The sequence below is a fragment of the Streptococcus handemini genome (assembly GCF_040984445.1).
GTDB lineage: Bacteria > Bacillota > Bacilli > Lactobacillales > Streptococcaceae > Streptococcus > Streptococcus handemini.
In genome coordinates this window covers 1-22,085 of the sequence record NZ_JBFRYH010000025.1, presented here as the reverse complement: position 1 = coordinate 22,085, position 22,085 = coordinate 1, and the positions used below count along the sequence as shown (strand labels likewise).

Below are 22,085 nucleotides of genomic sequence, written 5' to 3'. Positions count from 1 at the left end.
TTGTTCTAGCTTCAATCTAAAGCAGTTCACTGGACTTACGAGCCCCTCAAGTTTCTATGCCTCGGTTAAAACAGTCCACTGGACTGTTTTAATCCTCAAATATTACTGCCTGTCCTGTTTCGGCTGATTTGTAGATTGCCTCAAGAATACGTGTAACAACAATCGCTTGTTCTGGTTTCACTAATGGTTCTGTATCATTGATAATAGCATCTACCCATTGACGCGCTTCAACATCACGTTGTTCTCGACTTTCTCCAGCAAATCCAAAAACGCCACCAGCTTCAGAAGGTTGTACTTCTTCTAATTGTCCATGAGCCGCACGATTAAAGACTACATACCCTTGATCCATAAAGGCTTTGCCAAACATTTCAGCCCCACCTTCTGTTCCACAAAGGGTTACTTGTGCTTCTTTAGGATTAATCATATTGAGTGCCCAAGCTGCTTCTAGGAAAATCGTTGCTCCATTTTTCATTTTAATTAGACCAAAAGCCGAATCTTCTGTTTCAAAGGTTTCAGGATTCCAGTTACCAAACATATTTCCCATTGGATTATCTTTCAGTTTTTGGTAGGTAGATCCAAGTACCATGGCTGGCTCATAGTTGTCCATGTACCAAAGAGTTAAGTCAAGAGCGTGAGTACCAATATCAATAAGTGGGCCACCACCTTGTTTTGATTTGTCTGGAAAAACACCCCAAGTTGGAACACCTTTACGACGGACTGCATGAGCCTTTGCAAAGTAAATATCTCCTAATTCACCATTTTCACATGCTTCTTTGGTAACAAGTGAATCCGCACGAAAACGATTTTGATAACCAATTGTCAATTTTTTACCTGTGCGTTTAGAGGCATCCAGCATTGCTTTTGCTTCTTGATAGTTAATAGCCATTGGTTTCTCACACATAACATGCTTGCCACCTTCAAGTGATGCAACAGTAATTTCTGAGTGTGATACATTTGGTGTCAAGACATGAATAACATCAATATCTGGATGATTAGCAATCTCACGATAGTCTGTTGTCACCAATGCTTCTTCAACACCATATTCTGCAGCAGCTTTAACTGCTCTCTCTTCAATAATGTCACAAAAAGCAACCATCTCTAACTCTTCAGTTAATTTTGCTAGAGCAGGTAAGTGTTTGCTATTAGCGATACCACCACAACCGATAATACCAAATTTTAATTTTTTCATGAATGTATCCTCCATTTATTTTTTATGTTGTTATCGTTTACATATATTATTTTAAAACTTTTATCATTGAGAAACCTATCTAATTTTATATCATTCATTATTAATTTTTAACCAGAAAAATTTTAAATAGTATCTTAAACATAAAAATATACCAACAAAATAGGTATATTTTTAAATTCTTGTGCTAGTTAATTCTAGCCAAACAAAAAAACTTTGCGTATCATAAACTCAAAACAACCACGAAATGAGGGAATGATATGCAAAGCCAAGTTTATTATCTCGTAAATCCCAATCAAATACAAGTCATTTTTTCAAGAACCTTGACTAAAGTGATTACTTTGTATAATCGCTTTGTCCCTGCTAAGGTTAGACATCGGCGAAATGTTCATTTACAAAAGCAACCTGATACGGTTATTATCGCTAGTTATCGCTGGGTAATTGAAGAGGGATGCCAAACAGCAAGTGCTATTTACCGTGCCATTCGTCACAACCTCTTCCCCGATAATTTCCCAGAACGCTCTCGATTTTGCCGTATCTGCTAAAATCTTGCTCAAAGTATTCAGCGGATGCGCTATTTTATGGTCTTAGACTTGTGTCAAACCTGCTCTTTCGGCTTGATTGACAGCTTTCCTTGTGCTTTGTGTCAACCCATTCGCAACTTAAGAGCAACACTTTTATCAGAAGTGGCCGATATTGGCTATAATGCGACTAAGAAAATGCACTACTACGGCATCAAATTTTCAGTGCTTGTCAGTGATAAGGGCTTTCCTATTGATTATGTGGTAACTTCAGCCTCTGTTTATGACGGTGATGTTGCTTTGGAACTACTTGAAAACAGGCTATTTTCAATCGTTTATGGAGATAAGGGCTATGTCGATAAACAAGTGAAATCAAAATTGTCTCAGTATGGTATTCAGTTGATATCACAACTAAGGAAAAACATGATGGGTTATTCGTGGATTGACAATTACAGAATCAGTCGCTTGAGAAATCCTATAGAGACCGTATTTTCGAGTTTAGAGCAATTTGGTATCGAGTGTTTACGTTGCAGAAACCTAGCGGCACTCAAATTTAGAGCGAAAGCGATATTGCTTAACTATTCTCTTATGCTCGAAAGTAGTCATCATAAACTGGGGGGTAAGTTTGAAATATTCTCATGCCTATGCCTAATTGACTAGCACATCGGGTATAAATTATTAAATTTTTTGCGGTTCGCCTCTATAACATTTTTAAACAATTCTTCAAGATTTCCTCTATTCACTGTCTCGGTTGAATTATTATCATAGTCTGCAAACATATGATCCAAATTATGGATCATTATTTCCCAATATTCACTATCCATATCTTCTCTATGACTTCGTTGCTCCTTTAAGATCTCACTGGCATTTTTAAAGACTGGTTCCAATTTAAACAGATGAACATCATTCAAGTAGAGACGTACAAAACCAGTCAGGCACTTCTCAGCTCCTTCTACATCTTCAGTTTCCGCAAACCGCCATACAATCCGCTGAATGTCCTTACTAAACTCATCTACTGGTCTTCTAAGCGAGTTGATACTTGTTGTAAAGAGATGACCTGGGCGTTCTCCATAATAAGCTACTGCTAGATAGTCAATCACCTTATCCCAATACTCGCTCTGTAATTCAACTTTTCTATGACCATTTCTACGTTGATTGACAAACGACTGACGTGCTCCTTTCAAAAGTCTCTTTGTACTTTCAGCTTCACTATCATAGTCCCAAGATTCTATCCAGTACATCAACCGTTTTTTAAATTCGTCAAAATTATTTGTCTTTGCATAAGTCCAAGCAAATTCTTCAGGTTGATTCCACCACATAACGTTCCCCTCCTTATAAAACTTGACAAGGCTTAGTTCAATCAGAAATACGAATTGCGATTATAATCAGTTTTTTCTGTGTGAAACATCTTTTTACCTCGCAAGCATTTTCTGTTATTATACTCCGAAAAAGTTAAAAAATCTCTTAGAAACTAAATTTTTATCCAAAATAAGAACAGAGCTTGTATTAAAAAAGCGTATAAATTCGGGATTTTTGGTATCCTTATTTATACGTTTTTACTATTTAAAGAGTTTACTCTATTCTGCTAACTCAGTAATTTACCACTATTTTTTTGAACAAAAGTGCTAAAGCCAATCTCTTCAATTTCTTCCATCGCCTGATACCAACTTCCTACGATATAATGTTCAATAATCACCTTCAGTGCCTCTTTATAGTCACTGATATCGTTCTCACCATCCGAAAAAGTAAATTTTATCAACACAGGCTCGTGTATATCATCATACAAAGCAAGTGTCACTACAAACTCTTCATTTCGATCGTCACAATCAAGATAAAAACGAATAACTATATCCGAACTATCGTTGAGTAAGCTATATTCATAATACTCATCATTCAAATACCGCTCTGTGATAAATTCATTCTTGCAATAACCTGAGCGTATTTCAGCTTCAGCAATCGTATTAATAAGAAAATATAACAGTTCTTGTTCACAAATTAACATATTGGAACCTCCTTATATATTGTTTTTGTATACTATAAGTATGACAGAAAAAGTAAATCAAAAAAATAAGAAACGCTCTTTTTATCAGATAGTTTCTATTCCTGAATTTTTATATTTTCTTTTTTTAGGCATACTATATATAGAAAATATTGAAGAATTGGAGGTCATTATAATGCGAAGGGTATCTTTGTCAATCCAACACTGGGCTCGGTGAAAAATGGAATTGATGATGATATTGATTCTGTCAGCTTATGCCATTGAAGATGATAGACAGGAAAAAAGAAGGAAAACGAAATGGTTATTCTACGAATGAAATGAGTAAAGAATAACCATTTTGTAGCAAAAAAAGTAAAGAAAAAAATGTTTAAGCAAGTCATTTTATGAAATTGGTTCATAAAAAATAACTGAAACAATGGCATCAGGATAATACTGGGAAAGGGAAACGGTGATGACTGAATCTCTCAAAAACGTCAATAGCCTCGACGGGTATTATCTTTGAGCATACTCAGCTCTATAAAAAAGAGTGGGAGGCATTTTAACAGTAATAAGAAATAATAAGGAAAGGGGAAAGAAAATGCCTAGAAAAAGAAATTTTTAGTACATCTATTTTTGAAAAAATTAATGATAATAGAATAATTCAATATTTAGAAGGTTTAGTCTCAAATGGAGTTTTTAATCTCATTAAAGAAATTGAACAATCAGTAATAAATACTGATAAAGAATTATCAAAAGTATTCAAAGAAAAACCTCGCTCAACATTTGAAGAGATATTAAAAAAGCAAATCAATGTTTCGCATTTAACTAATACTTCATTAGTTTTAGATGAAGAAATTTTTAGTTTGATAAATGCTAAATTTGTTACAAAAGAAAATAGAGCACGATACAGAAATAATTTGATAAGCAAAACTCAAAAAGAATTACATTTCAATTCTGAAACATTTTATTTTTCCGAGATGATAACTTGGAATACACTAATCATTTTGAGATTGATGTTTGATGCTCTCGATTTTGCAAACAGAGGAGGAGGTTTGGGTTGTCATAAAAATTACGATACAAAAGAATTAAAAGTTATACAGATACCAAAATTTTCAAAAAAATTCAGAAATGAAATATATTCATTAAACAATAAACTACGTCGAAAACATCATTATAAAATTGATCTCTATGAATTGATTTTAAATCGATTAATGAATTTAGAACAGTTTTTAATAACATTTTAGAAACTCTATTTTTTGAAAAACGTTGAATTTACAACAATTCTAGAAAAAATGCTCTTCCCATTATGAAGCGAACAAAACTCGCTTTCTGACACTCAGAATTCTGTTTTGTTCGCTTTTCATGTCTAATTTATCAATTTAAAGAATTTCAAAAATCAAAATCTTTTTGTCCCAAACTCTTGAACTGGAGCTATAAGCCCACATTTCCAACCAGCGCCTAAAGACGCTGGCTTTCACTTTGTTCAAGCCTCACTGCTCTTGACTCGTCACCAGCCTCTCAAAGAGGCAGTTGTACTACTTACCATTATCCCTAAAGGGATCTTCATATCCTCTTCAATTCAATTTAATATTCGCAATATATCTTCTATTACCACTATAAGTAGTGTACGAAATTTATTGATGTCCTTCGTAAGTAATAACTTTATTATAATTAACCGTATCTTCTGTGCCATAATAGGATAATGTTGGACTAGATATTTTAGCTTCTACTTTAACTAATAAAAGGCTGAGTAAATTTATACGTTACCTGTTGTGGAATAGCTATACCTGAATTTATAAGACCTTGAGAGATTACTACTAAAATAATTACCTCCATCAAAATCAAAATACTCTTCTAGTGTACTTCTAGACTCTTAGACCTCTCTTGCTGATTTTCCTATGTATTTTATATGCCGAGGTTCCGATTCCGTCATATAACCTGTTGTAGACTCTTTCCTTGGCAAGTATCGTACAACAAAACCATACTTATAACCGTTCTTATATAATGAATCTGTTGCAAATTTATCTTTAACTAAGTTCTATGCTCTATCCGTTAAGTCCTAGGATAATCCAGTTTGATACTCATTATGAATTGCTCGTGTTGAATAATAATTAGTAGCTTCATCTCTCTACTAACATAATTCAAATATAAGTTTTTCTGAGTATAACTTCTAAAGCCACTAGAGCCGTACCCGACATAAAAACTTTGTTTAATCATATCGTCTCGCAAACGTATGAATTCTTCTTTTACTTTTGGATTTTCACTAAAGTTAAAAGAAGAAGACATTAAATATTTTTTATTAGCTATAATAATTTCATCATATTTTCCGTTATGCTATAATATCAACCATCACAGGTAATTGCATTTGGAGTAGAATCTGTTTCTACAATTATTATAAATAGTATATATTCCTTTTAAAGTATCATAGTCCGAAGTTTCAACAACTGTTTTAGTACCTGTAATACCCTGTTGACTGTCGCTTTTAAAGGCATGATATTGATGAATATTAGATTCTCCGACATTATCTTTGTGTTTTCTAGAATCTTCTCACGATTTATAATTTCCTTTAGCTTGTTTTGACGCTTTATACTAGATAATCTCATCTTCCCTACCTTGCGTAGACTAAACTGGGACCCTTACTTCTACAATTCCTTCGGAACTAACTACTTCACTAACTGTACCATCAAATCTCTTAGAAGGTTTGTTTATTATTCTGCACTTCCACAGAAATTTTAGGCACAACTCTGTAGGATACTGGAGTAATGACCGATTTTTTATTTTTAGATAAATGATTAGAAGACACCACATATTCCTTTGTATCAACATTATCTAAATCTACATAACGATGTATCCTACTATAACTAATTTAAGTAATCCAATTATGATTACCTTTGGTTTGTACAGTATCATAATTGCTATTCCCCATTATATAAATTAAATTGTATTGGCGCTGATTTGCTTGATTATGACGAAGTAGTCGTTACACTTTCTGTATGCAGCGCTGACTCTTCTAGAATATTTGCCTCATTCTACTATTCCACATCAATTTTTTGAATAAGTTATTTTCCCATTAGAAACATTTAGACTAGTTGTGACAGCTTTAAAACTATCAATAATTTTTGCGTTTTCTAAAATCATATCATCCACTTAATAGAATTCCTCAGCTATTCATTCTCGGAGGTAGTATTTTGAATTATTATAATTTCTTTAAGTACGTGATTTCAGTTGCTATTTCAACCGCAGACACACTCTGAGAGGCCAAAAATAACCATACTATCAGTACTACTGAAGTAACACCAATTGAATACTTTCGTATAGAGAAACAGGCTAAAATTCTTTTTTCATTAATTTGTACTTCTTTGTTTTTTTACATTTGTTAGAGTAAAATGATTGTTTATTTCAATATTCTCATTTTTGAGTATTTTAATAAAAATATTTGAACTAAAAATAGAAAAACTATCCAACTGATGAGGATAGATAGGTTTACTAAATATCCATCTACAGGTTCTAAAATCATATTAATTGGTAGTGCTATTGGTAACCAGTACATCTCTAAAAATACTTTATTTGTTGCAAAAATAATAAGTAAACACTCAATAAACGCTACGATTAAATTCCCACTATTTCCCAAAAGAAAGGTCAACAATAAGTGAACATGATTTAATAAAACACTTAGTAACCAATAGACTAAACCAACTGTAAAAAATAAATCTTGCTTGAAAACCAAGTATAATAAGCTCCATAGCCCAATTGTTGGTAGCAGAAGCATTAAATCTAAAATTAGAATCTTAGCTGCCCATAATTTAGGTCCATTCCGTTCACTAATCAATACTTGAAATTGATTAGCCTGCTCTTCTTGTTCATAAATCAAAATAGCTGTTAAGCTAATGATTACTGCAATCGCTAGCATTGGAAAGAAGATTGCAGCCTCTAAAGCTTTACTACTTTTCACAAATATTAAATAAGGCAAAATAGTGATTATTTCAACGACCGAAAAACCTAATATAAGATAGCTCGGATATGACATTTTAATTTTCAGCAACTCACTTTGAATTATTTTCATATTCATTTCCTCTTTCGATACATTAACATACAAATAATAAGTGTTAACATTACTGACAAGAGTACACACAATAAAATTGTAGAATGGTTTAGATTTCCAAAACTTTGTTCTAAGTCACCAGACGGCCGTAAATGTAGGATAGTCTGTGCCACCTTGTAATGATAGGTATAAGGAAAAATAAACCAGAACTTTGTCTGTGCAATCAATGGTGCAATCAATAGGCAAATAAAAGTGTTCCCAACTACAAGCAGGTAAGGGTTTAGCTTATCTGATAGATAATATAGAAAAGCTATATTCCAAGCTACACTTAATAGCATAAACAATAATGTTATTGAATCCTGTAAAGTATTTACCACCATATAATTCGGATATAAATAGCTTTCCATTACTTTTATGATAAGCATCAAGAATGCACTTGAAAAAAAGAGTTGAACTACTACTAAAATCATTTTAGATATCCGAATTTTATATCCTAATTTTCCTAAAGTAACATTTTGAAAATGACCAGCCTTCTCTTCGCTTTTAAAATCCTTAAGAAAAAGTAATCCAACTAAAGCAAAGAGAAATAGTGCCTCCCACCAATAGATTGTAAAACTTTCTAAAATCTGTGGTCCAACTAATAAGAAAGCAATCAAGGCAGCTAACAAGGGGAGGGCTACCAATAGTTTCCTATAACTATTATTATTTATTTTCAAAAACTCCGATCTGATAATATTTTTCATTTTAAACCTCCATGGACAATGTTAAAGAAAATCTTTTCTAAGTCGTCATCGTGATTATTTAATTCGTTATAGCAAATATAGCCCTCATTTAAGATTACAATCTTATCAGCCACCTTGCTGATTTCATGCAATTGATGACTTGAGATAAGAATTGTCATACCATTCCTCTGCAAATCTTTCAATAAATCTAATAGTTCCTTAATTCCATCTGGATCTAACCCATTTGTTGGTTCATCAAGAATCAGTAAACTCGGGTTCGTCAAAATAGCCATTCCTAAGCCTAAGCGTTGCTTCATTCCTAAAGAAAACTTACCTGCTTTCTTTCTTCCAGTATTTTCTAGTCCAATCTTTTTTAAAACTTCTTTGATTTGGTCATCTGTAATATCATATAGCAATGCTTTTGTTTTTAAATTATCAAATGCTGAAAGATTCATATAGATAGCAGGTGCTTCTATTAAAGCTCCTATTCTATCATTATATTCATTTACTTGCCGTTTACGATTATCAAAAAAAATCTCTCCACTTGTTTCCTTCTCTAAACCAAACATAATTTTCATTAGTGTTGATTTTCCTGCACCATTCACGCCTAATAAGCCACAGATACTGCCAGCTTCAATTGTGAAATTAGCATCCTTTAGGACTTGTCTATCTCCATAATTTTTGGATAGATTATTGATTTTTACTTGCATAAATAGTTTCCTCCTTTATTCTATACAAAGATTGTATTACACCTTGTTCAGATTTTGTTCAGAGTCAAAGCATTTATGAAAACAAGTCATTTATCTTACAGTAAGAAGTGTCCTAAGGAGTTTTCAGTCAGAGCGACTACCTACTAATCACATAAAAAACATAGTCACTTTTGAGTACTATCTGAGTTTGTAGACAAACCTTATTTTTAGAGATTCTGTCTTAAAACGTTGATATTATCATGTTTCGGGATTTTTTTACTGGCCATAAAAAGAAAAAGATTGAAGAAACTATCCTCAAAAAGGACTTTTTCTTCAATCTGGGATAGTCACTCTTTGAGTGCTATCTTGCATGTTTTACTTCATAATGGTTTATTTTTAATACACAATTCCACTTTTGCCCCTCCAGCTTCAGGATTGGTCAAAATTAATTTTCCCTGATGATTTTGGGCAACTTTCTGGGCAAATGATAATCCAATGCCGTAATGACTACTACTTCGACCAGAATTTTCAGTATAAAATAATTTGTTTGCGTTACTAAGTGCCTCTACTGTGAAAGCTGAACCACTATTCCAAACTTCAAAAATAAGAAAATCCGCTGTATTTTTTACTGATAATATGACCTTTTTCCCGTCGGTAGCATATCGAGCTGCATTTGCCAGAATATTGATTAAAGCCCTATTTAAATTGAGTTGATTCCCATAAAAATTCTTAACTGACGTAGAATTAGTAAGTTCGAATGTCACCTGTTCGGTCATCATAATATCTACAGCTTCTTCCAATAAATCATCTAAAAATTCTGATAAAAAGATACTTCCATGATGTTCTCCATCTTCAATTAAAAGACGCGAATAACTTAACATCTCATTAAAATACTTTTCAAAAGTAGTAATGCTGTGATTCATCGAATAGATAAAATCTTCTTGTTGCTCTGTTAAACTAGTCATTTCAAGCAACTCAAGATTTCCCTTTAATACAGTTAAAGGAGTTTTGATATCATGAGCAAGAGCACCAACTTGGAAAGAAAAATCTTTTTTCTCTGTTTTTTCTTTTTCAACAAGTGTCGCTAAATCATTTCCTTTTCTATGAAGAGTCTTTAAAATGGCATCAAACTCATCAATTTGGGAATATCTATCATTAAGTTGGAAAACTCTAGTTCCCATCTGGACAGACGTATTCTGAATCGCTCTAAAATTTGCAGAAATCTCTTTTATGTATCTCGTTAAACAAATAGTAATTGACAGAGCCAGAAATAAGAGAAACAAAGTTATAGTAAGGTAATTATAGGGAATTCTTCTAAAATATTGATTTGAAAATTCTGGAACTTCATTATATCTGACAATTAGAATATAATCGTCAGTTTGAAACTGGTCATAATGAACTAAACCTACTTTAAGATTTTCTTGATTTTTTACTACTGATTTATAGTAATTCAATTCATCGTTAACAAAATGACCTTGATTAATTTCCTTTAACTCTTTATTAAAAACAACAAAGTCATATCTATAAGGTTTCATAACCTCACTAAGTTCTTCAGCAGTCATCTCCTTTTGTATAGGGAAGTCCATTCTCATCGTTCCATATGTCACAAGACCCAGCTCAGATAGCACAGCTGATAAAAATAAAATCACTACTACATTACAAATAGTCAGAGTAATAACTTCAAAAACAACTTTCCAACTTCTCTGTTTTATCGAATAGTTCTTTTTAGTCATACCATTTGTATCCCATACCTCTTATTGTACGAATCGGATTAATTCCATATGGTGAGAATTTCCCTCTTATCTGATATATATATTCAGAAATAGATCTAAACAATGCGTCAGCCTCATCATCATAAACCTGCTCATAAATATCTTCCCTTGTGTAAACTTTATTGGTTTTACGTGACAGCAATTCCAAAATATCATACTCTCTTCGAGTAAGGGGAACAATTTCTCCATTAATACAAACTTGTTTTTCCTGAAGATAGAAAGTAATAGGCAGTAATTCTCTGACGACACTTTCTTTTTCCTTAGAAGTCTTATGTCTCTCCTCTCTCTTTAAATGCGCAGCAACCTTTGCTACTAACTGATGGACACTAAACGGTTTAGTAATATAATCATCTCCACCTAAATTTAAACCTGATACAATATCATTTTCACTATCTCTAGCGCTTACGAAGACAATTGGAGTATCTACTTCATCACGAATTTTTTTACAAATCTGTAGTCCGTCAATATTAGGCATCATGACATCAAGAAGAATTAAATCAAAACCTTTAAAATCATTAATTGAAAGAGGAACTTTAACCTCTTGGTAGGTGGTTACCTCATAATTTTTCATCTCTAAAATAGTTCTCATCAGTTTCAAAATTTCAAAATCATCATCTACAGCTAATATCTTATACATCCTGATACCTCGAAAATATTATATATCTATTTTACACTATTATTGCACAAAATTCGTAATATTTAGCAATCTAATTTCTTGATTATTGTCATTTTTACTTAACCAGCTATTATCATATAGAATTTTAATTGCTTCATCTGGTTGATCTTTTAAGTTATACTTTTCAATAATCAGTCCCAATGCCGCAGATACTTTAGGAGTAGCAATAGAGGTCCCATAAGCATAAGTGAATTTTCCTTCCAACGTAGGAACAATTACCCAATCTTTCTCATATAACTTTTTACTAACCCAGTTTTCATAACCAACTTCTGCTAATGCCTTAGTTCCACCTCCAGTAGCATAAATATCTACACTACTACCCCTATTTGAAAAACTGGAAATATAGTCATCATCATCTACGGAACCAACTGCAACAATGTTATCTAATTCCGCTGGGATATCTCTTACAAGTCCATCTATCTGATTATAATCTTTGCCAATTAAACTTCCTAGATGATCTTTCAATTCAGCTTGATTATCTAAATCAATCCCCTCATCGCCAACAGAGGCAACAACAACCGAACCTTGATTATAAGCATAATCGATTGCTCTTTGATAAATGTTAACTAAGGCAGTATTGTCATCTTCGTCAGTGGAGTTTTCTAACAGGTACTCTCCTAAACTTAAATTAATGACATCAACATCATCTTTTGCTGCTTGAATAAGCGCTTTTAATATCCATTGATCTTGAGCGTTTCCCTCGTCAAATACACGATACATCCTTATTTTCATTCCTGGAGCAATACCTTGATATTCACCATTTGATGAAATTTGTCCAACAACTGATGTTGCATGTCCTGTTTTATCGAGAATATTTTGCTCATCAACTGCTCCAGTATCTAAATCTGCTGTAAAGTTTTTTACTGAAATAATATTTGAATAAATTTGTGGGTTATCATATGTAATACCTGAGTCTATGACTCCAATTGTTGCCTTACCAGTTGATTTATGTCTAAATTTGGTCCCCGTACTGATACTTTTTTGCATATCCCACTGATTTGACCAGAAATCAAAGCTATTATTTGTATAAACATTTTCACCATATAAATAGGTTATGTTAGGTTTTACAGTTAACGTATTATCAGCCACAATTTCTTCAATATACGAATCGTGTTGTTCTCGAATTTCATCAATACTTTTATTAGTAGATACAGTTAAAAAGTTTATTTCAGGAATTTTATCTATAACCTTGATTCCTTGTTTTTCAAAATTCATTTCAATATCAATAATCGACTCAGTATTTTTCAGTAGAATATTATACCTAGCATCCTCATTTTCATTAGCTTGCACTTGTAAATTACTAAATGAAAGAATAATTGACGACAAAAAAATGTTCAATACTAAATTTCTTTTTTTCATGGCTCTAACCTCTATATTTTTTTAGCTATATTGTACCAATTATATTTCAGAATTTCTTCAGAATAATTGTCATTTCTTCTTTATTTTTCTATGCAGTGATCTTTTTTTATTAGCATATTTTTTACCATTCTCGATTAATCCTACATCATTTAAGATTTTGACAAACTTTTTCAATCTCCTGGCTATATAGACCATCTTTTGACTTACTTAACTGCTTTTGATAAGTTTCTATTTCTAGCTCAGCATCCTCTATGGTTATAGCTGCAGTCAGATTCATATTGGCATAATCATATCTAGCCAAACAGCGGTTCTCCATATCATTGTTGTTAAGATTAAGCAATACCTCAATAACCTTGTTGAGATGAACTACGTTGTCCTGCAACCTCAATTAGGAGATTAATCTCTTCAATCTTTTTTCTTAAATGTAGCAATTGTTGATAGTCATCTTTTTGGAATAACCTAACTGTTATCGATTAACTGACGAATGAGCTCGCGACGATGCATATAGATTGATTAAATTCGGGTGCCTCCTTATTGTAAATGAAGAATTGTGCAGTCTCACGGATAAAGACATGGTAGTGTTTATCACTTTCTACCTCTTTAATATCTAAATGACACTTTGGAATAAAGACCAATCCAGCTTTTTTTGACGCCATAATTCAACCTAATAAAGGGACCATCTTTTACCAGATTATCAATTTGGTGGTCGGCTAAGATAGTCTTAAAATTCCTGAACCTGTTCTCGTTTCACATTAAATTCTTGATAGGTCTCTCGCAAGTGTTCTTCGTTATAGGGTTAACGCTTATCTAATTGCTTGCCTCGAATAACTTACTTCATAGGCATATCCATCATCAAAAATCAAGAGAATCTTTATTTGCTTCTAAATTTTTAAAAAGCCTCTTATATTTACTCTATCTGAGCACATCTCGTAAGTTATGATTCCGCTCTTTATCAGTGCTTAATAATTCCACAAATATTTCCAACTTCCTAGCTAATCCTTCGTATTCATCAAGATAATGACCTAGTTCCTCTTGCAGCACTCTTATTGCTTCGGTCACTTGTTCTACTGTAATTGATTCTGTCAAATTTAGTTTTGAAAAATCATACCTTGCTAGTTTTCGACTGCTCAGTTCGGCACTCTTCAGATTGATAAATACTTCCGCCATCTTGTTTAAGGTGGCGATTTTTTCGTTTGTTTGAGTCAGTTTTATATCTAGCTCTGCTATTTCTGCGACTAGTTCGTCTTTAATGTTCTGGTATTTTTTATCTTTCTTGGTTAATTCAATGAAGAGGTTAATCTCAGAAATTTTTTCTTGAAGTCTTTCAACAGTCGGTCGTCTGTATGGTATCATCCTACTATCGTTGGTTAGTTGTCTAATCAAGGTTCGCCCTTTGATATACCGATTCTTATCCGAATGTTCTTTGTTATAGACAAAGTAAGAGGTTGTCTCACGGATATAGACTTTATATTTTTTCTGATTCTCTTCTTCAAGAATATCTAATTGATAGTTGGGAATGAAAATAAGGCCACTCTGTTTGACACCAAAAGACACCTTGATATAAATGCCCTCATCAACTCGCTTCTCTATTTGGTGCTCTGCAAGTTCCACTTCAAATTCATGAACGGCATCTCGTTTTTCCTTAAATGTCTCAAAGGCTTCTTCAATCTCTTCAGTGGATACCTTATCCTTATCTCGTTCTTCTTGAAAAGCATGGTACTGTTCCTGTATATCCTCTAATCCTTTTGAATCACCAATTTCCTTATTTTTAAAATAATCTTGAAAAAAATTGACATCATATAATTTCTTATCACTTATTTTTTTATGGCCTAAACTTATCTTTTGACTCTCTTCTTCCAAGATAAAAGTTACATTTTTTTGTTTTAAGTCAATGATTAGATTCAATTCTTTCGCTTTTGTTAGTAACTCTTCTAAAGAATTAACACGCCCCAAAAGAAATTCTAATCGACTTTCAATTTCTATCTTGGCAAAATGCGTTCTTAAAAAATCTTCATCATATAAATCTCGTTTACTGAGTTGACGTCCTCGGATTGACTTGATCATTGCTCTATCCGTCATTATAAAGCGACTATGCTTCTTACTAAAATCAATATGAACATGTAGCTGCTCTGCTTTTTCTAAAAAATCATCAAAGGACTTTGAGTGTTGCATCAAAAAATAAAGACGTTGTTTCAATTCAAATTTATGACTAATCTTCCTATATTTTTGATAGTCATAGTAAGAGAAACGCTTTTCAATAATTTTCGCCCCAGCCACTTTAGAAATACGATCTGAAATCATACGAAGGTTTCGTTCCAAGGCATAATTCCATATCAACTTTTTATCTGAATTACGGTCAATGGCGTTGATTAGTATGTGGTTATGGAGATGATATTTGTCTGTGTGAGTCGATACGATGAAACGAAAACAGCCTCCCGTTAATTCCATCACGGTCTCGTAACCAATCCGATTGATTTCTTCAGGTGTCAGGTTATCCTCAGGAGAAAATGATTGAATAAGGTGATGAGCATGAATAGTCTGCTGGTGTTTTTCTTGTCTGTCATTTCTTGATTCGTATAGCTTATCATTGTTAGTAAAGTTAACATTGTACATTTCAACCATTTCTTCATAGTTAGGAAAGTCTAAGTAATTGCTCATGCCAAAATCAGATACCAATTTCAGATTGTCCGTTTTATTTGGGTTGAGAATATACTTAATCAAACGCCTACGGTATTTTTTCCCGTGTGTCGCAAAGTGTTTAGTGACTACCATAAAACTCCTTCAGTCTTTTCACTTCTACTTGAAATTCTCTATCTACTTCCTTAATTAACTCTCCGACTCCTTTACGCAGTTCTTGTAATTGGTCCTGAGAAATCAGATGGCTTTGATTAATCGTACGCGCAATTTGATTGATGTTATTTCCAATCCGTCTCAATTCAAAAACTAACTGGTCATAAGTATCAGTGTTAATCGTGACAAATGACATATTGGGATTAAGCAACACTTTCCTAGCATAGGCTGAGAAATTTTGACAATTACTCTTAGCAATTCGCTCATTCAATTGATATAATTCTGAATCTGTTAGAAATACTTTTTTGAGATTGGTACGATAACGATAAACCATAGTAGCCTCCTAACCAATATATTTTTCACGAAACTCACGACTGAGTGGATGAGTCTGATTCACTTCTGCAATTAATTCTTGAACGCAGGTCAATAAGATTGATACATGCTCTTGAGTCACTTGGCGATTTTCTCTTGCAATAACCAGGACTTCATGTATATCTCGACTAATCTGCTCAAACTTTTGAGATTGCCAAAGGAAGAACCATTCTTTAGCAGCTAACTTTTTATCATCAATCATCAAAATTTTATCTCTCACAAAGGGAGAAAAGTGACGATAATTGCCAACCTCCATCATCTTTTCAATCCGTTTTAGCTCATCAGCGGTTAGATTTACCTCTTTTCGAATGTCACGATACTGTTCAGACATCTCTTTTCCTCACTTTCATCCTTTCTCGGGCAAGACCCGACCCCGTGTGTCATACGGGAAATTTCCTAAAGACCTTGTTCGGTCTTTGCGAGCTCAGATATTGTGTCCACAATATCCCCAAAATCATATCGCCAGCTGACCAAAACCTTCCAGTTTTGACATCTAACGATAAGATAACTTGGTGGCTCCGCCCCCACCCCCAGTGAAAATCAAGATTTGATTTCCTTAGGAATAGTATTAGGATAATAGAGATGATTTGGAAAAAGTATCACAGTTTGAAAATGAGAGTAAGAAAAAAGAGAGCTGAACGCTCTCGGTAAACTATCTTAAATATTTAGCAAAATATTCTTTAAAAATATATGGTTCTAAACTCTTTTGTGAAAAAACTTTAGAGAGTTTAATACATTCTTTTACAATACCTTTTCCTGGTCGGAGGTAAAATGCTCTAATACCTTGAAGTAACTTACCAGCATGTGAATGATACTCTTGATTTGTCATCTCATCTAAACGAATATCTACTGCTAGTGCGAATTTATTACCATAAAGAATATCATCCTCATATCTATGTCTAGTCATATAATCTTTAATATCATAGAGCATGGAATTCATATTTCTATAATTTGGTTCCCCTACTAATGCTCTACTCGCTCTATTTATACCATCAACATAGCTATATGCATCGTTTAGAGAATTAAAATCTCAAAATCTCTTCGAATCAAAATACTTATATTCCCTATCTAGTTGTGATTTTAGTACTCGTAAAATAGATAATGCAGTATTCTTATCATTATTTTTTATTGCAATATAGGCTTCATTAACCCCATCATTATAAAAATCAATATGTTGATTAATTTCAAACCCCAAAATACCAGTAATATCAAATTTCAGTACATCGTGATGCAAAGTAATCATAAATTCCTTCTTTCTATGAAATTATCAAATGAAAAATTACCATTATTGTTGCATAATAATCTATTTATTTCGCTAACATAGTTTGTCTTGTTATCAATAAGGATTATTTTTGATTTTGCTCTAGTGATTGCAACATAATGGTCCTCGAACTTTAATGTATTTTTATATCTGTCAATCAAATATTCAACAAATATTATCACCGTATCTGCAGCTAGTCCCTTTGAATTATGTGTTGTCATTAATAAGTTATTTTTCAATGAACTAGTATCAAATAAGATTCTATTCTCTACATTAATTAAAACTTCAAGTAATATTTGACTTTCTAATTTATCACCAAATTGTGTAATTGATACACCTAGATATGACGCTATATCTTCGATAAGTAATCGCTCAGGATTTTGACGCAAGATTTTCAATTTTTTTAATAATCTTTTCCTAAAATCGTCATTATAATCAGGAAAAAGATTGTTCAACACATCATACTCAGAAAAACTTTCAAGAAAATAATATTGAGCTAAAGATTGTAAAAAACTACCATTGGTACACTCTATAAATGGATTTTTTCTGACATAATCAAATTCATTTGGGAATATTCCACCTAATTGTGTTACAGTTTCTTCAATATGTTGATTGTTTCCAATTAAAAAATAATTTTTTTCATCTAAATTTATATCACCATTATCTACCAGAGATCTGATAACATCTTCTTTTAAAGCAAATTGCTTAGTCTCTATATATAAAATAGAACCTGTTTCATTAATAGAATCAATTTTTACTTCTGGAGTTAGAGCTAATGAAAAATCTACAATTTTAGGTAAACTCCTAAAATTACCAATAAACCTCTCTTTTTTAAAATCATTTTCGTTTTCCCATAAATTTTTAATATATCTAGGCGAAGCCCCTCTCCATTGATAAATTGATTGTTTATCATCTCCTACAATAAATAATCGAATTCCCAGTTCATCTTTTAAATACATGAATAAATCATTCATAGATTGATCACAATCCTGAAACTCATCGATATAAAGTGAATTGAATTTATACTTTAGATACTCTGATGCAGACTCAATATTTTTTAGTATATCTAAAGCAACTTCACATTTAAAATTCTTACCTTGCCGAGCGGTCGGATTATCATAAGTAGCAAAAATACCATTTTGCATTATTTGACATAGTCCAATATCGAAATTATTAAACTTGTATTCTTGCTGAAAACTAAACTGTAACGACGTTGCAACTTTATACCTTTGATCAAGGAAAGGGAGAATAATCTCATTATCTAAAAATGAATCAATAGTAGATACAACAACATTTTCTGGAATTTCAACTAATTTCTGTTTTATTTCTTCAGTTGCGTTCCGAGTGAAAGTTATCGCTGCTAGTTTTTGATAATTATCTAGCTTTTTAGAATCGCTTTTTAGCTTTTCAGCTAAAAAAGTTGTTTTTCCCGAACCTGCGTTAGCTAAAATTAGAATGTTTCCTTGATACTCTAATAACTCTTTTTTGATATTTTCATCTCGTGTAGCAATATCACTCATAGTCTAAAAACTCCGCTAAAACTTTAAAATACTCTGATTTCACAATTTTGTGTGCAATTTCTTGAGTAAGGTCCCTATCAATATATTCCAACATATTATACTGCTTACTACTTTGTAACCAATTCACAAAATCTGATACATTCATTCCATTTCTCTCGCTTTCGGACAGTACCTTAGCTAAATCGTTTTCTAAATCAATCTCTGATATATATAGCCTCTTTGAATTCAATTGAGATACTAAAGTATATTCCATAATATACAATTCTTTCTTTTTAGCTTTTATATTCTGATTTCTCTCTTCCTTTGAAGAGAAATCGATACGATAATTATTTAATTTAGCAACTATATTGTCATCAAGAATCTCAATACATCGATTGAATCCTATTGGAGAAAATTCATGTTTATCACCTCTACTAGCCTTTAAATCATTATCTGTCTTCACAAAGAATTCTATACCTAATTCTCTATACAGCTTTGCATAAGGTTTAAAATTTATACCATTGACTTGTAACAAGTATTTTCCTTCTACTTCAAAATCAGGACCAAGGTATTCAAAAATAGAAGAAAATAAGTAGTATTCTGATGGACCTTCAACCAAAAGAACTCTATCATAGAAGATAGACTGCGCTAATGATTTATTTAATTTTTTCTTTAAATTTGAAAACTCACTTGGTACCTTGTAGTATGAAGAATGTCCTGTTGCTTCCTGTTGATTAGTTATCTTTATGAGCTGAGTATTATTCATTTCATAAAGCACTTCTGCTGAATGAGTTGTTAAGAAGAAGTATTCGTATATATTCTGAATGAAAAGCTGTTTAGAAAGTGATACTTGTACTGATCTGTGCAGACTATTCTCTGGTTCCTCTATTAGATAAATTATCACTTTACTACTGTACTGTTTTTCTGAAATCAGATGATTAATAGCATATGATAAAAGTTTTTTTCGTCCATCCCCAGATGTTGGATAATTTTGAGTGTCTCCATTCCAATTTATATACGGAGTAAGATTATCCAAATAACCCGAAATTGAAATTTCTGATTGGATTTTTATCTCTAAATCTTCTTTACGATAGCTTTTATAGGCATCCGTCAGTTGTGACTGAACACTAGTAATTAAACTTAGATTAGAAATATTTGTATTTAAATCAATAATACTACTCTCAATCGCTTTCTCAAGTGCTACATCTTCATCAGTTTTAGTATCATCTGAGAACAATAATTTTCTATTTCGCTTAAAAAATGCATCCAACTCTATCGCAGGATTTACATAGACTATTTGGAAAATCTTATCAATATCACTCCTTGTACCATATTGAGGTACTTCCACTAAATCATCTAAAGTAGAACCCCAACTTAATACCGGGTTTCCAAACAACTCTTTCTCATCATACATCGCCTCCAAGGAAATGAAGAATGTATCTAAACTTGCATTTTTTCTTGCTCCAGCAACTGTTGAAATTAATAAACGTGAATGTGAAGACTTTAGTGACTCTTCATCATCCTCTTCCCTATCAGACAAATCAATTTCAAGCTGTATTTTTATAGGTTTACTAATATCATGTTTATGATAATCTGATTTAATAAAACCTTTATTTCTGATACTTCTATCTAACAAATATCTTATTGCAAACAAAAGATTTGTTTTTCCCGAATCGTTCATCCCGAATATCACATTTTTATTTGATAAGTCAATTTCAATAGAACTAAAATTACGAAAATTTTCAATTACTAACTTTTTAAATTCCATAGTTACTCTCCAGCAAATTCTTATTATTCAGTTTAACTAACCGTTCCCGACCTAACTTCATCATCTCTTCCTCAACTTTACTCCATTTTCCAAAGAGACATTCTTGTAGCCCTTCAGCTGCGGAGCCTTTATCAGTTTCAGAATCATAGATACAAGTTTTATCTCTTTGATAAACCTGGATTTGGTCAAAGAGTTGTTCGCCTTCTAACTCTCTTAGGTTATCAACCAAATGTTCTACAATACCATCATGATGTTCTTTAGGGGTTGCTCTGGCCTGATTGGGATCTATGGCATATAGTTCTTCGTAACGAATCAAGGTGCTGAGATATGACAATTCAGGCTTGGTGGCTATCAAGGCTAATGAGACTTGGTAACCCCTTGATTTTAATAGCTGTGCAGTTTTTCTTGGGACATCTGTCGTTCTCAAAGTTCCTTCAATTAACAAATGATAGCCTTGCGTGCTGAGTTCATCAACAAGATGTTCGACCATCTTTCCTGCAAATTCCTTGGTATAGTCCACGCTATCCTTGCCATACTTTTCTTGCAGTGCTAAGTAATTGGGATGCTGAGAACGATAGCTATCACCATCGATGATGCTGATATTGCCTTGAAATTCTTTCTGCTTTATACGATGTATCGTTGTCTTACCTGCTCCGCTTTGTCCACCAAGCAAGATAGCTTTCGGTTGACCTGTAATAGTCTTTCCACGAGTTAGGGCTCGAATAGTTCGCTGTAAGGCTTTCTGAAACTCAGTCTCACTAAATTCTTCCAGCCTCATTAAGCCACCACCCGATGATGCACCATGTCTAACATCCGCTCAATACCGTCTAAATAACCATTGTAACGCTCTACCTCATCGAAAGTATCAACTAGGTAAATTTTTGTATTGATTAATTCAGACAGATCATCACTCATGAGAATCCAAGGATTCGATTCATCATCAAAAGCAATATCTTGACTATCCTGGTAGCGATAGAGCTGTGATAAAATGGCTGCTCCACGTTCTTTAATGACTTCTACTTTTAAGGTCAATTGATAATCTTCAACGGGTGTTAACATCTTGTCCTCACCAACAATATCAACGTATGAAACGTTAAATTTTTGGCAAATTCGGTCAATCAATTCGGTTGACACCGTGCTAGTCCCATTTTCATAGCGACTCAAACTATTACGGGAAATTCCAATAATTTTCGCAAATTCTGGCTGTGTTAAATCATGTGTTCGACGTAGTGATTTGATATTGTCTCCAATCATAGATAAAGACCTCCTCATATTTGCTTTCATTATACCATAAAAAACGGATAAAGCACCAAATATGGTGCGTAGACTGAAGACAAACTAGTCGAGAGCCTGGTTTGTCTTTTTGTTTTCTGTGTTATTTTTGAAAAAAATAGTCTAGAAGAGTGGTTTAGGGCAAAATAAAAAGGCCTTCCCGCCATCATTTTGACCA

General features: G+C 32.8%; 22 protein-coding genes and 2 pseudogenes. 1 reads left to right on the top strand and 23 read right to left on the bottom strand.

Going from position 1 to position 22,085, the window contains the following annotated elements:
• Nucleotides 1–88: 88 nt before the first annotated feature.
• Nucleotides 89–1,189, bottom strand: a complete 1,101-nt coding sequence (locus ABPH35_RS05415) for a Gfo/Idh/MocA family protein (protein ID WP_349988684.1) — start codon at nucleotides 1,187–1,189, stop codon at nucleotides 89–91.
• 257 nt (nucleotides 1,190–1,446) lie between these two features.
• On the opposite strand from ABPH35_RS05415, the pseudogene ABPH35_RS11040 reads away from it, so the two are divergent.
• A pseudogene (locus ABPH35_RS11040) lies at nucleotides 1,447–2,359 on the top strand (IS982 family transposase).
• Nucleotides 2,360–2,363: 4 nt separating this feature from the next.
• Here ABPH35_RS11040 and ABPH35_RS05400 read toward each other — a convergent pair.
• The 22 genes and pseudogenes from ABPH35_RS05400 to pezA form a co-directional block, all read right to left on the bottom strand.
• Nucleotides 2,364–3,026: a hypothetical protein gene (locus ABPH35_RS05400; RefSeq protein ID WP_349988681.1), complete on the bottom strand. Its 663-nt coding sequence runs from the start codon at nucleotides 3,024–3,026 to the stop codon at nucleotides 2,364–2,366.
• Nucleotides 3,027–3,292: 266 nt separating this feature from the next.
• Nucleotides 3,293–3,709: a hypothetical protein gene (locus ABPH35_RS05395; RefSeq protein WP_349988680.1), complete on the bottom strand. Its 417-nt coding sequence runs from the start codon at nucleotides 3,707–3,709 to the stop codon at nucleotides 3,293–3,295.
• A gap of 1,610 nt (nucleotides 3,710–5,319) precedes the next feature.
• Nucleotides 5,320–5,445, bottom strand: a complete 126-nt coding sequence (locus ABPH35_RS05390; RefSeq protein ID WP_349988694.1) for an SH3 domain-containing protein — start codon at nucleotides 5,443–5,445, stop codon at nucleotides 5,320–5,322.
• A gap of 113 nt (nucleotides 5,446–5,558) precedes the next feature.
• A pseudogene (locus tag ABPH35_RS05385) lies at nucleotides 5,559–5,696 on the bottom strand (D-alanyl-D-alanine carboxypeptidase family protein); the annotation flags it as partial.
• Between the two features lie 1,185 nt (nucleotides 5,697–6,881).
• Nucleotides 6,882–7,019 carry a YSIRK-type signal peptide-containing protein gene (locus tag ABPH35_RS05380; RefSeq protein ID WP_349988693.1) on the bottom strand — a complete coding sequence of 46 codons (138 nt, stop codon included), beginning with the start codon at nucleotides 7,017–7,019 and terminating at the stop codon, nucleotides 6,882–6,884.
• 60 nt (nucleotides 7,020–7,079) lie between these two features.
• Nucleotides 7,080–7,748, bottom strand: coding sequence for an ABC-2 family transporter permease (locus ABPH35_RS05375; protein WP_349988679.1), 669 nt, complete (start codon nucleotides 7,746–7,748; stop codon nucleotides 7,080–7,082).
• A gap of 2 nt (nucleotides 7,749–7,750) precedes the next feature.
• On the bottom strand, nucleotides 7,751–8,470 hold the full coding sequence (locus tag ABPH35_RS05370) for an ABC-2 family transporter permease (protein WP_349988678.1): 720 nt from the start codon (nucleotides 8,468–8,470) through the stop codon (nucleotides 7,751–7,753).
• Nucleotides 8,467–9,159: an ATP-binding cassette domain-containing protein gene (locus tag ABPH35_RS05365; protein ID WP_349988677.1), complete on the bottom strand. Its 693-nt coding sequence runs from the start codon at nucleotides 9,157–9,159 to the stop codon at nucleotides 8,467–8,469. Before ABPH35_RS05365 ends, ABPH35_RS05370 begins: the two co-directional genes overlap by 4 nt.
• Nucleotides 9,160–9,518: 359 nt before the next feature.
• Nucleotides 9,519–10,871 carry a sensor histidine kinase gene (locus tag ABPH35_RS05360; RefSeq protein WP_349988676.1) on the bottom strand — a complete coding sequence of 451 codons (1,353 nt, stop codon included), beginning with the start codon at nucleotides 10,869–10,871 and terminating at the stop codon, nucleotides 9,519–9,521.
• Nucleotides 10,864–11,547, bottom strand: coding sequence for a response regulator transcription factor (locus tag ABPH35_RS05355; RefSeq protein ID WP_349988675.1), 684 nt, complete (start codon nucleotides 11,545–11,547; stop codon nucleotides 10,864–10,866). The genes ABPH35_RS05360 and ABPH35_RS05355 overlap by 8 nt, the downstream gene beginning before the upstream one ends.
• A gap of 39 nt (nucleotides 11,548–11,586) precedes the next feature.
• Complete coding sequence (locus ABPH35_RS05350; RefSeq protein ID WP_349988674.1) at nucleotides 11,587–12,945, bottom strand: S8 family peptidase; 1,359 nt, start codon at nucleotides 12,943–12,945, stop codon at nucleotides 11,587–11,589.
• A 145-nt stretch (nucleotides 12,946–13,090) separates the two neighbouring features.
• On the bottom strand, nucleotides 13,091–13,285 hold the full coding sequence (locus ABPH35_RS05345) for a hypothetical protein (protein WP_349988692.1): 195 nt from the start codon (nucleotides 13,283–13,285) through the stop codon (nucleotides 13,091–13,093).
• Between the two features lie 133 nt (nucleotides 13,286–13,418).
• Nucleotides 13,419–13,601 (bottom strand): hypothetical protein, encoded by a 183-nt coding sequence (locus ABPH35_RS05340; protein WP_349988673.1) that lies wholly within the window; start codon nucleotides 13,599–13,601, stop codon nucleotides 13,419–13,421.
• Between the two features lie 256 nt (nucleotides 13,602–13,857).
• Complete coding sequence (locus ABPH35_RS05335) at nucleotides 13,858–15,717, bottom strand: SAG1250 family conjugative relaxase (protein ID WP_349988672.1); 1,860 nt, start codon at nucleotides 15,715–15,717, stop codon at nucleotides 13,858–13,860.
• On the bottom strand, nucleotides 15,704–16,069 hold the full coding sequence (locus tag ABPH35_RS05330) for a MobC family plasmid mobilization relaxosome protein (RefSeq protein WP_349988671.1): 366 nt from the start codon (nucleotides 16,067–16,069) through the stop codon (nucleotides 15,704–15,706). The genes ABPH35_RS05335 and ABPH35_RS05330 overlap by 14 nt, the downstream gene beginning before the upstream one ends.
• A 9-nt stretch (nucleotides 16,070–16,078) precedes the next feature.
• Nucleotides 16,079–16,438, bottom strand: coding sequence for an SAG1252 family conjugative relaxosome accessory protein (locus ABPH35_RS05325; protein WP_368849641.1), 360 nt, complete (start codon nucleotides 16,436–16,438; stop codon nucleotides 16,079–16,081).
• Nucleotides 16,439–16,759: 321 nt separating this feature from the next.
• Nucleotides 16,760–17,038 (bottom strand): hypothetical protein, encoded by a 279-nt coding sequence (locus ABPH35_RS05320; RefSeq protein WP_349988670.1) that lies wholly within the window; start codon nucleotides 17,036–17,038, stop codon nucleotides 16,760–16,762.
• 99 nt (nucleotides 17,039–17,137) lie between these two features.
• Nucleotides 17,138–17,350 (bottom strand): hypothetical protein, encoded by a 213-nt coding sequence (locus tag ABPH35_RS05315; RefSeq protein ID WP_349988669.1) that lies wholly within the window; start codon nucleotides 17,348–17,350, stop codon nucleotides 17,138–17,140.
• Nucleotides 17,347–18,888 (bottom strand): UvrD-helicase domain-containing protein, encoded by a 1,542-nt coding sequence (locus ABPH35_RS05310; protein WP_349988668.1) that lies wholly within the window; start codon nucleotides 18,886–18,888, stop codon nucleotides 17,347–17,349. Before ABPH35_RS05310 ends, ABPH35_RS05315 begins: the two co-directional genes overlap by 4 nt.
• Complete coding sequence (locus ABPH35_RS05305; protein WP_349988667.1) at nucleotides 18,881–20,635, bottom strand: ATP-dependent nuclease; 1,755 nt, start codon at nucleotides 20,633–20,635, stop codon at nucleotides 18,881–18,883. The genes ABPH35_RS05310 and ABPH35_RS05305 overlap by 8 nt, the downstream gene beginning before the upstream one ends.
• Nucleotides 20,625–21,413, bottom strand: coding sequence for a type II toxin-antitoxin system toxin PezT (gene pezT, locus ABPH35_RS05300; protein WP_349988666.1), 789 nt, complete (start codon nucleotides 21,411–21,413; stop codon nucleotides 20,625–20,627). Before pezT ends, ABPH35_RS05305 begins: the two co-directional genes overlap by 11 nt.
• Complete coding sequence (pezA, locus tag ABPH35_RS05295; RefSeq protein ID WP_349988665.1) at nucleotides 21,413–21,889, bottom strand: type II toxin-antitoxin system antitoxin PezA; 477 nt, start codon at nucleotides 21,887–21,889, stop codon at nucleotides 21,413–21,415. Before pezA ends, pezT begins: the two co-directional genes overlap by 1 nt.
• Nucleotides 21,890–22,085 lie beyond the last annotated feature (196 nt).

Excerpts from the sequence above, each read along its gene's own strand:
- ABPH35_RS05395 (WP_349988680.1), bottom strand. The coding sequence starts at position 3,709 with ATGTTAATTTGTGAACAAGAACTGTTATATTTTCTTATTAATACGATT.
- ABPH35_RS05330 (WP_349988671.1), bottom strand. The coding sequence starts at position 16,069 with ATGGTTTATCGTTATCGTACCAATCTCAAAAAAGTATTTCTAACAGAT.
- ABPH35_RS05370 (WP_349988678.1), bottom strand. The coding sequence starts at position 8,470 with ATGAAAAATATTATCAGATCGGAGTTTTTGAAAATAAATAATAATAGT.
- ABPH35_RS05310 (WP_349988668.1), bottom strand. The coding sequence starts at position 18,888 with ATGAGTGATATTGCTACACGAGATGAAAATATCAAAAAAGAGTTATTA.
- ABPH35_RS05355 (WP_349988675.1), bottom strand. The coding sequence starts at position 11,547 with ATGTATAAGATATTAGCTGTAGATGATGATTTTGAAATTTTGAAACTG.
- ABPH35_RS05415 (WP_349988684.1), bottom strand. The coding sequence starts at position 1,189 with ATGAAAAAATTAAAATTTGGTATTATCGGTTGTGGTGGTATCGCTAAT.
- pezT (WP_349988666.1), bottom strand. The coding sequence starts at position 21,413 with ATGAGGCTGGAAGAATTTAGTGAGACTGAGTTTCAGAAAGCCTTACAG.
- ABPH35_RS05320 (WP_349988670.1), bottom strand. The coding sequence starts at position 17,038 with ATGCTCTATGATATTAAAGATTATATGACTAGACATAGATATGAGGAT.
- pezA (WP_349988665.1), bottom strand. The coding sequence starts at position 21,889 with ATGATTGGAGACAATATCAAATCACTACGTCGAACACATGATTTAACA.
- ABPH35_RS05325 (WP_368849641.1), bottom strand. The coding sequence starts at position 16,438 with ATGTCTGAACAGTATCGTGACATTCGAAAAGAGGTAAATCTAACCGCT.
- ABPH35_RS05360 (WP_349988676.1), bottom strand. The coding sequence starts at position 10,871 with ATGACTAAAAAGAACTATTCGATAAAACAGAGAAGTTGGAAAGTTGTT.
- ABPH35_RS05335 (WP_349988672.1), bottom strand. The coding sequence starts at position 15,717 with ATGGTAGTCACTAAACACTTTGCGACACACGGGAAAAAATACCGTAGG.
- ABPH35_RS05350 (WP_349988674.1), bottom strand. The coding sequence starts at position 12,945 with ATGAAAAAAAGAAATTTAGTATTGAACATTTTTTTGTCGTCAATTATT.
- ABPH35_RS05315 (WP_349988669.1), bottom strand. The coding sequence starts at position 17,350 with ATGATTACTTTGCATCACGATGTACTGAAATTTGATATTACTGGTATT.
- ABPH35_RS05375 (WP_349988679.1), bottom strand. The coding sequence starts at position 7,748 with ATGAAAATAATTCAAAGTGAGTTGCTGAAAATTAAAATGTCATATCCG.
- ABPH35_RS05400 (WP_349988681.1), bottom strand. The coding sequence starts at position 3,026 with ATGTGGTGGAATCAACCTGAAGAATTTGCTTGGACTTATGCAAAGACA.
- ABPH35_RS05305 (WP_349988667.1), bottom strand. The coding sequence starts at position 20,635 with ATGGAATTTAAAAAGTTAGTAATTGAAAATTTTCGTAATTTTAGTTCT.
- ABPH35_RS05340 (WP_349988673.1), bottom strand. The coding sequence starts at position 13,601 with ATGGCGTCAAAAAAAGCTGGATTGGTCTTTATTCCAAAGTGTCATTTA.
- ABPH35_RS05365 (WP_349988677.1), bottom strand. The coding sequence starts at position 9,159 with ATGCAAGTAAAAATCAATAATCTATCCAAAAATTATGGAGATAGACAA.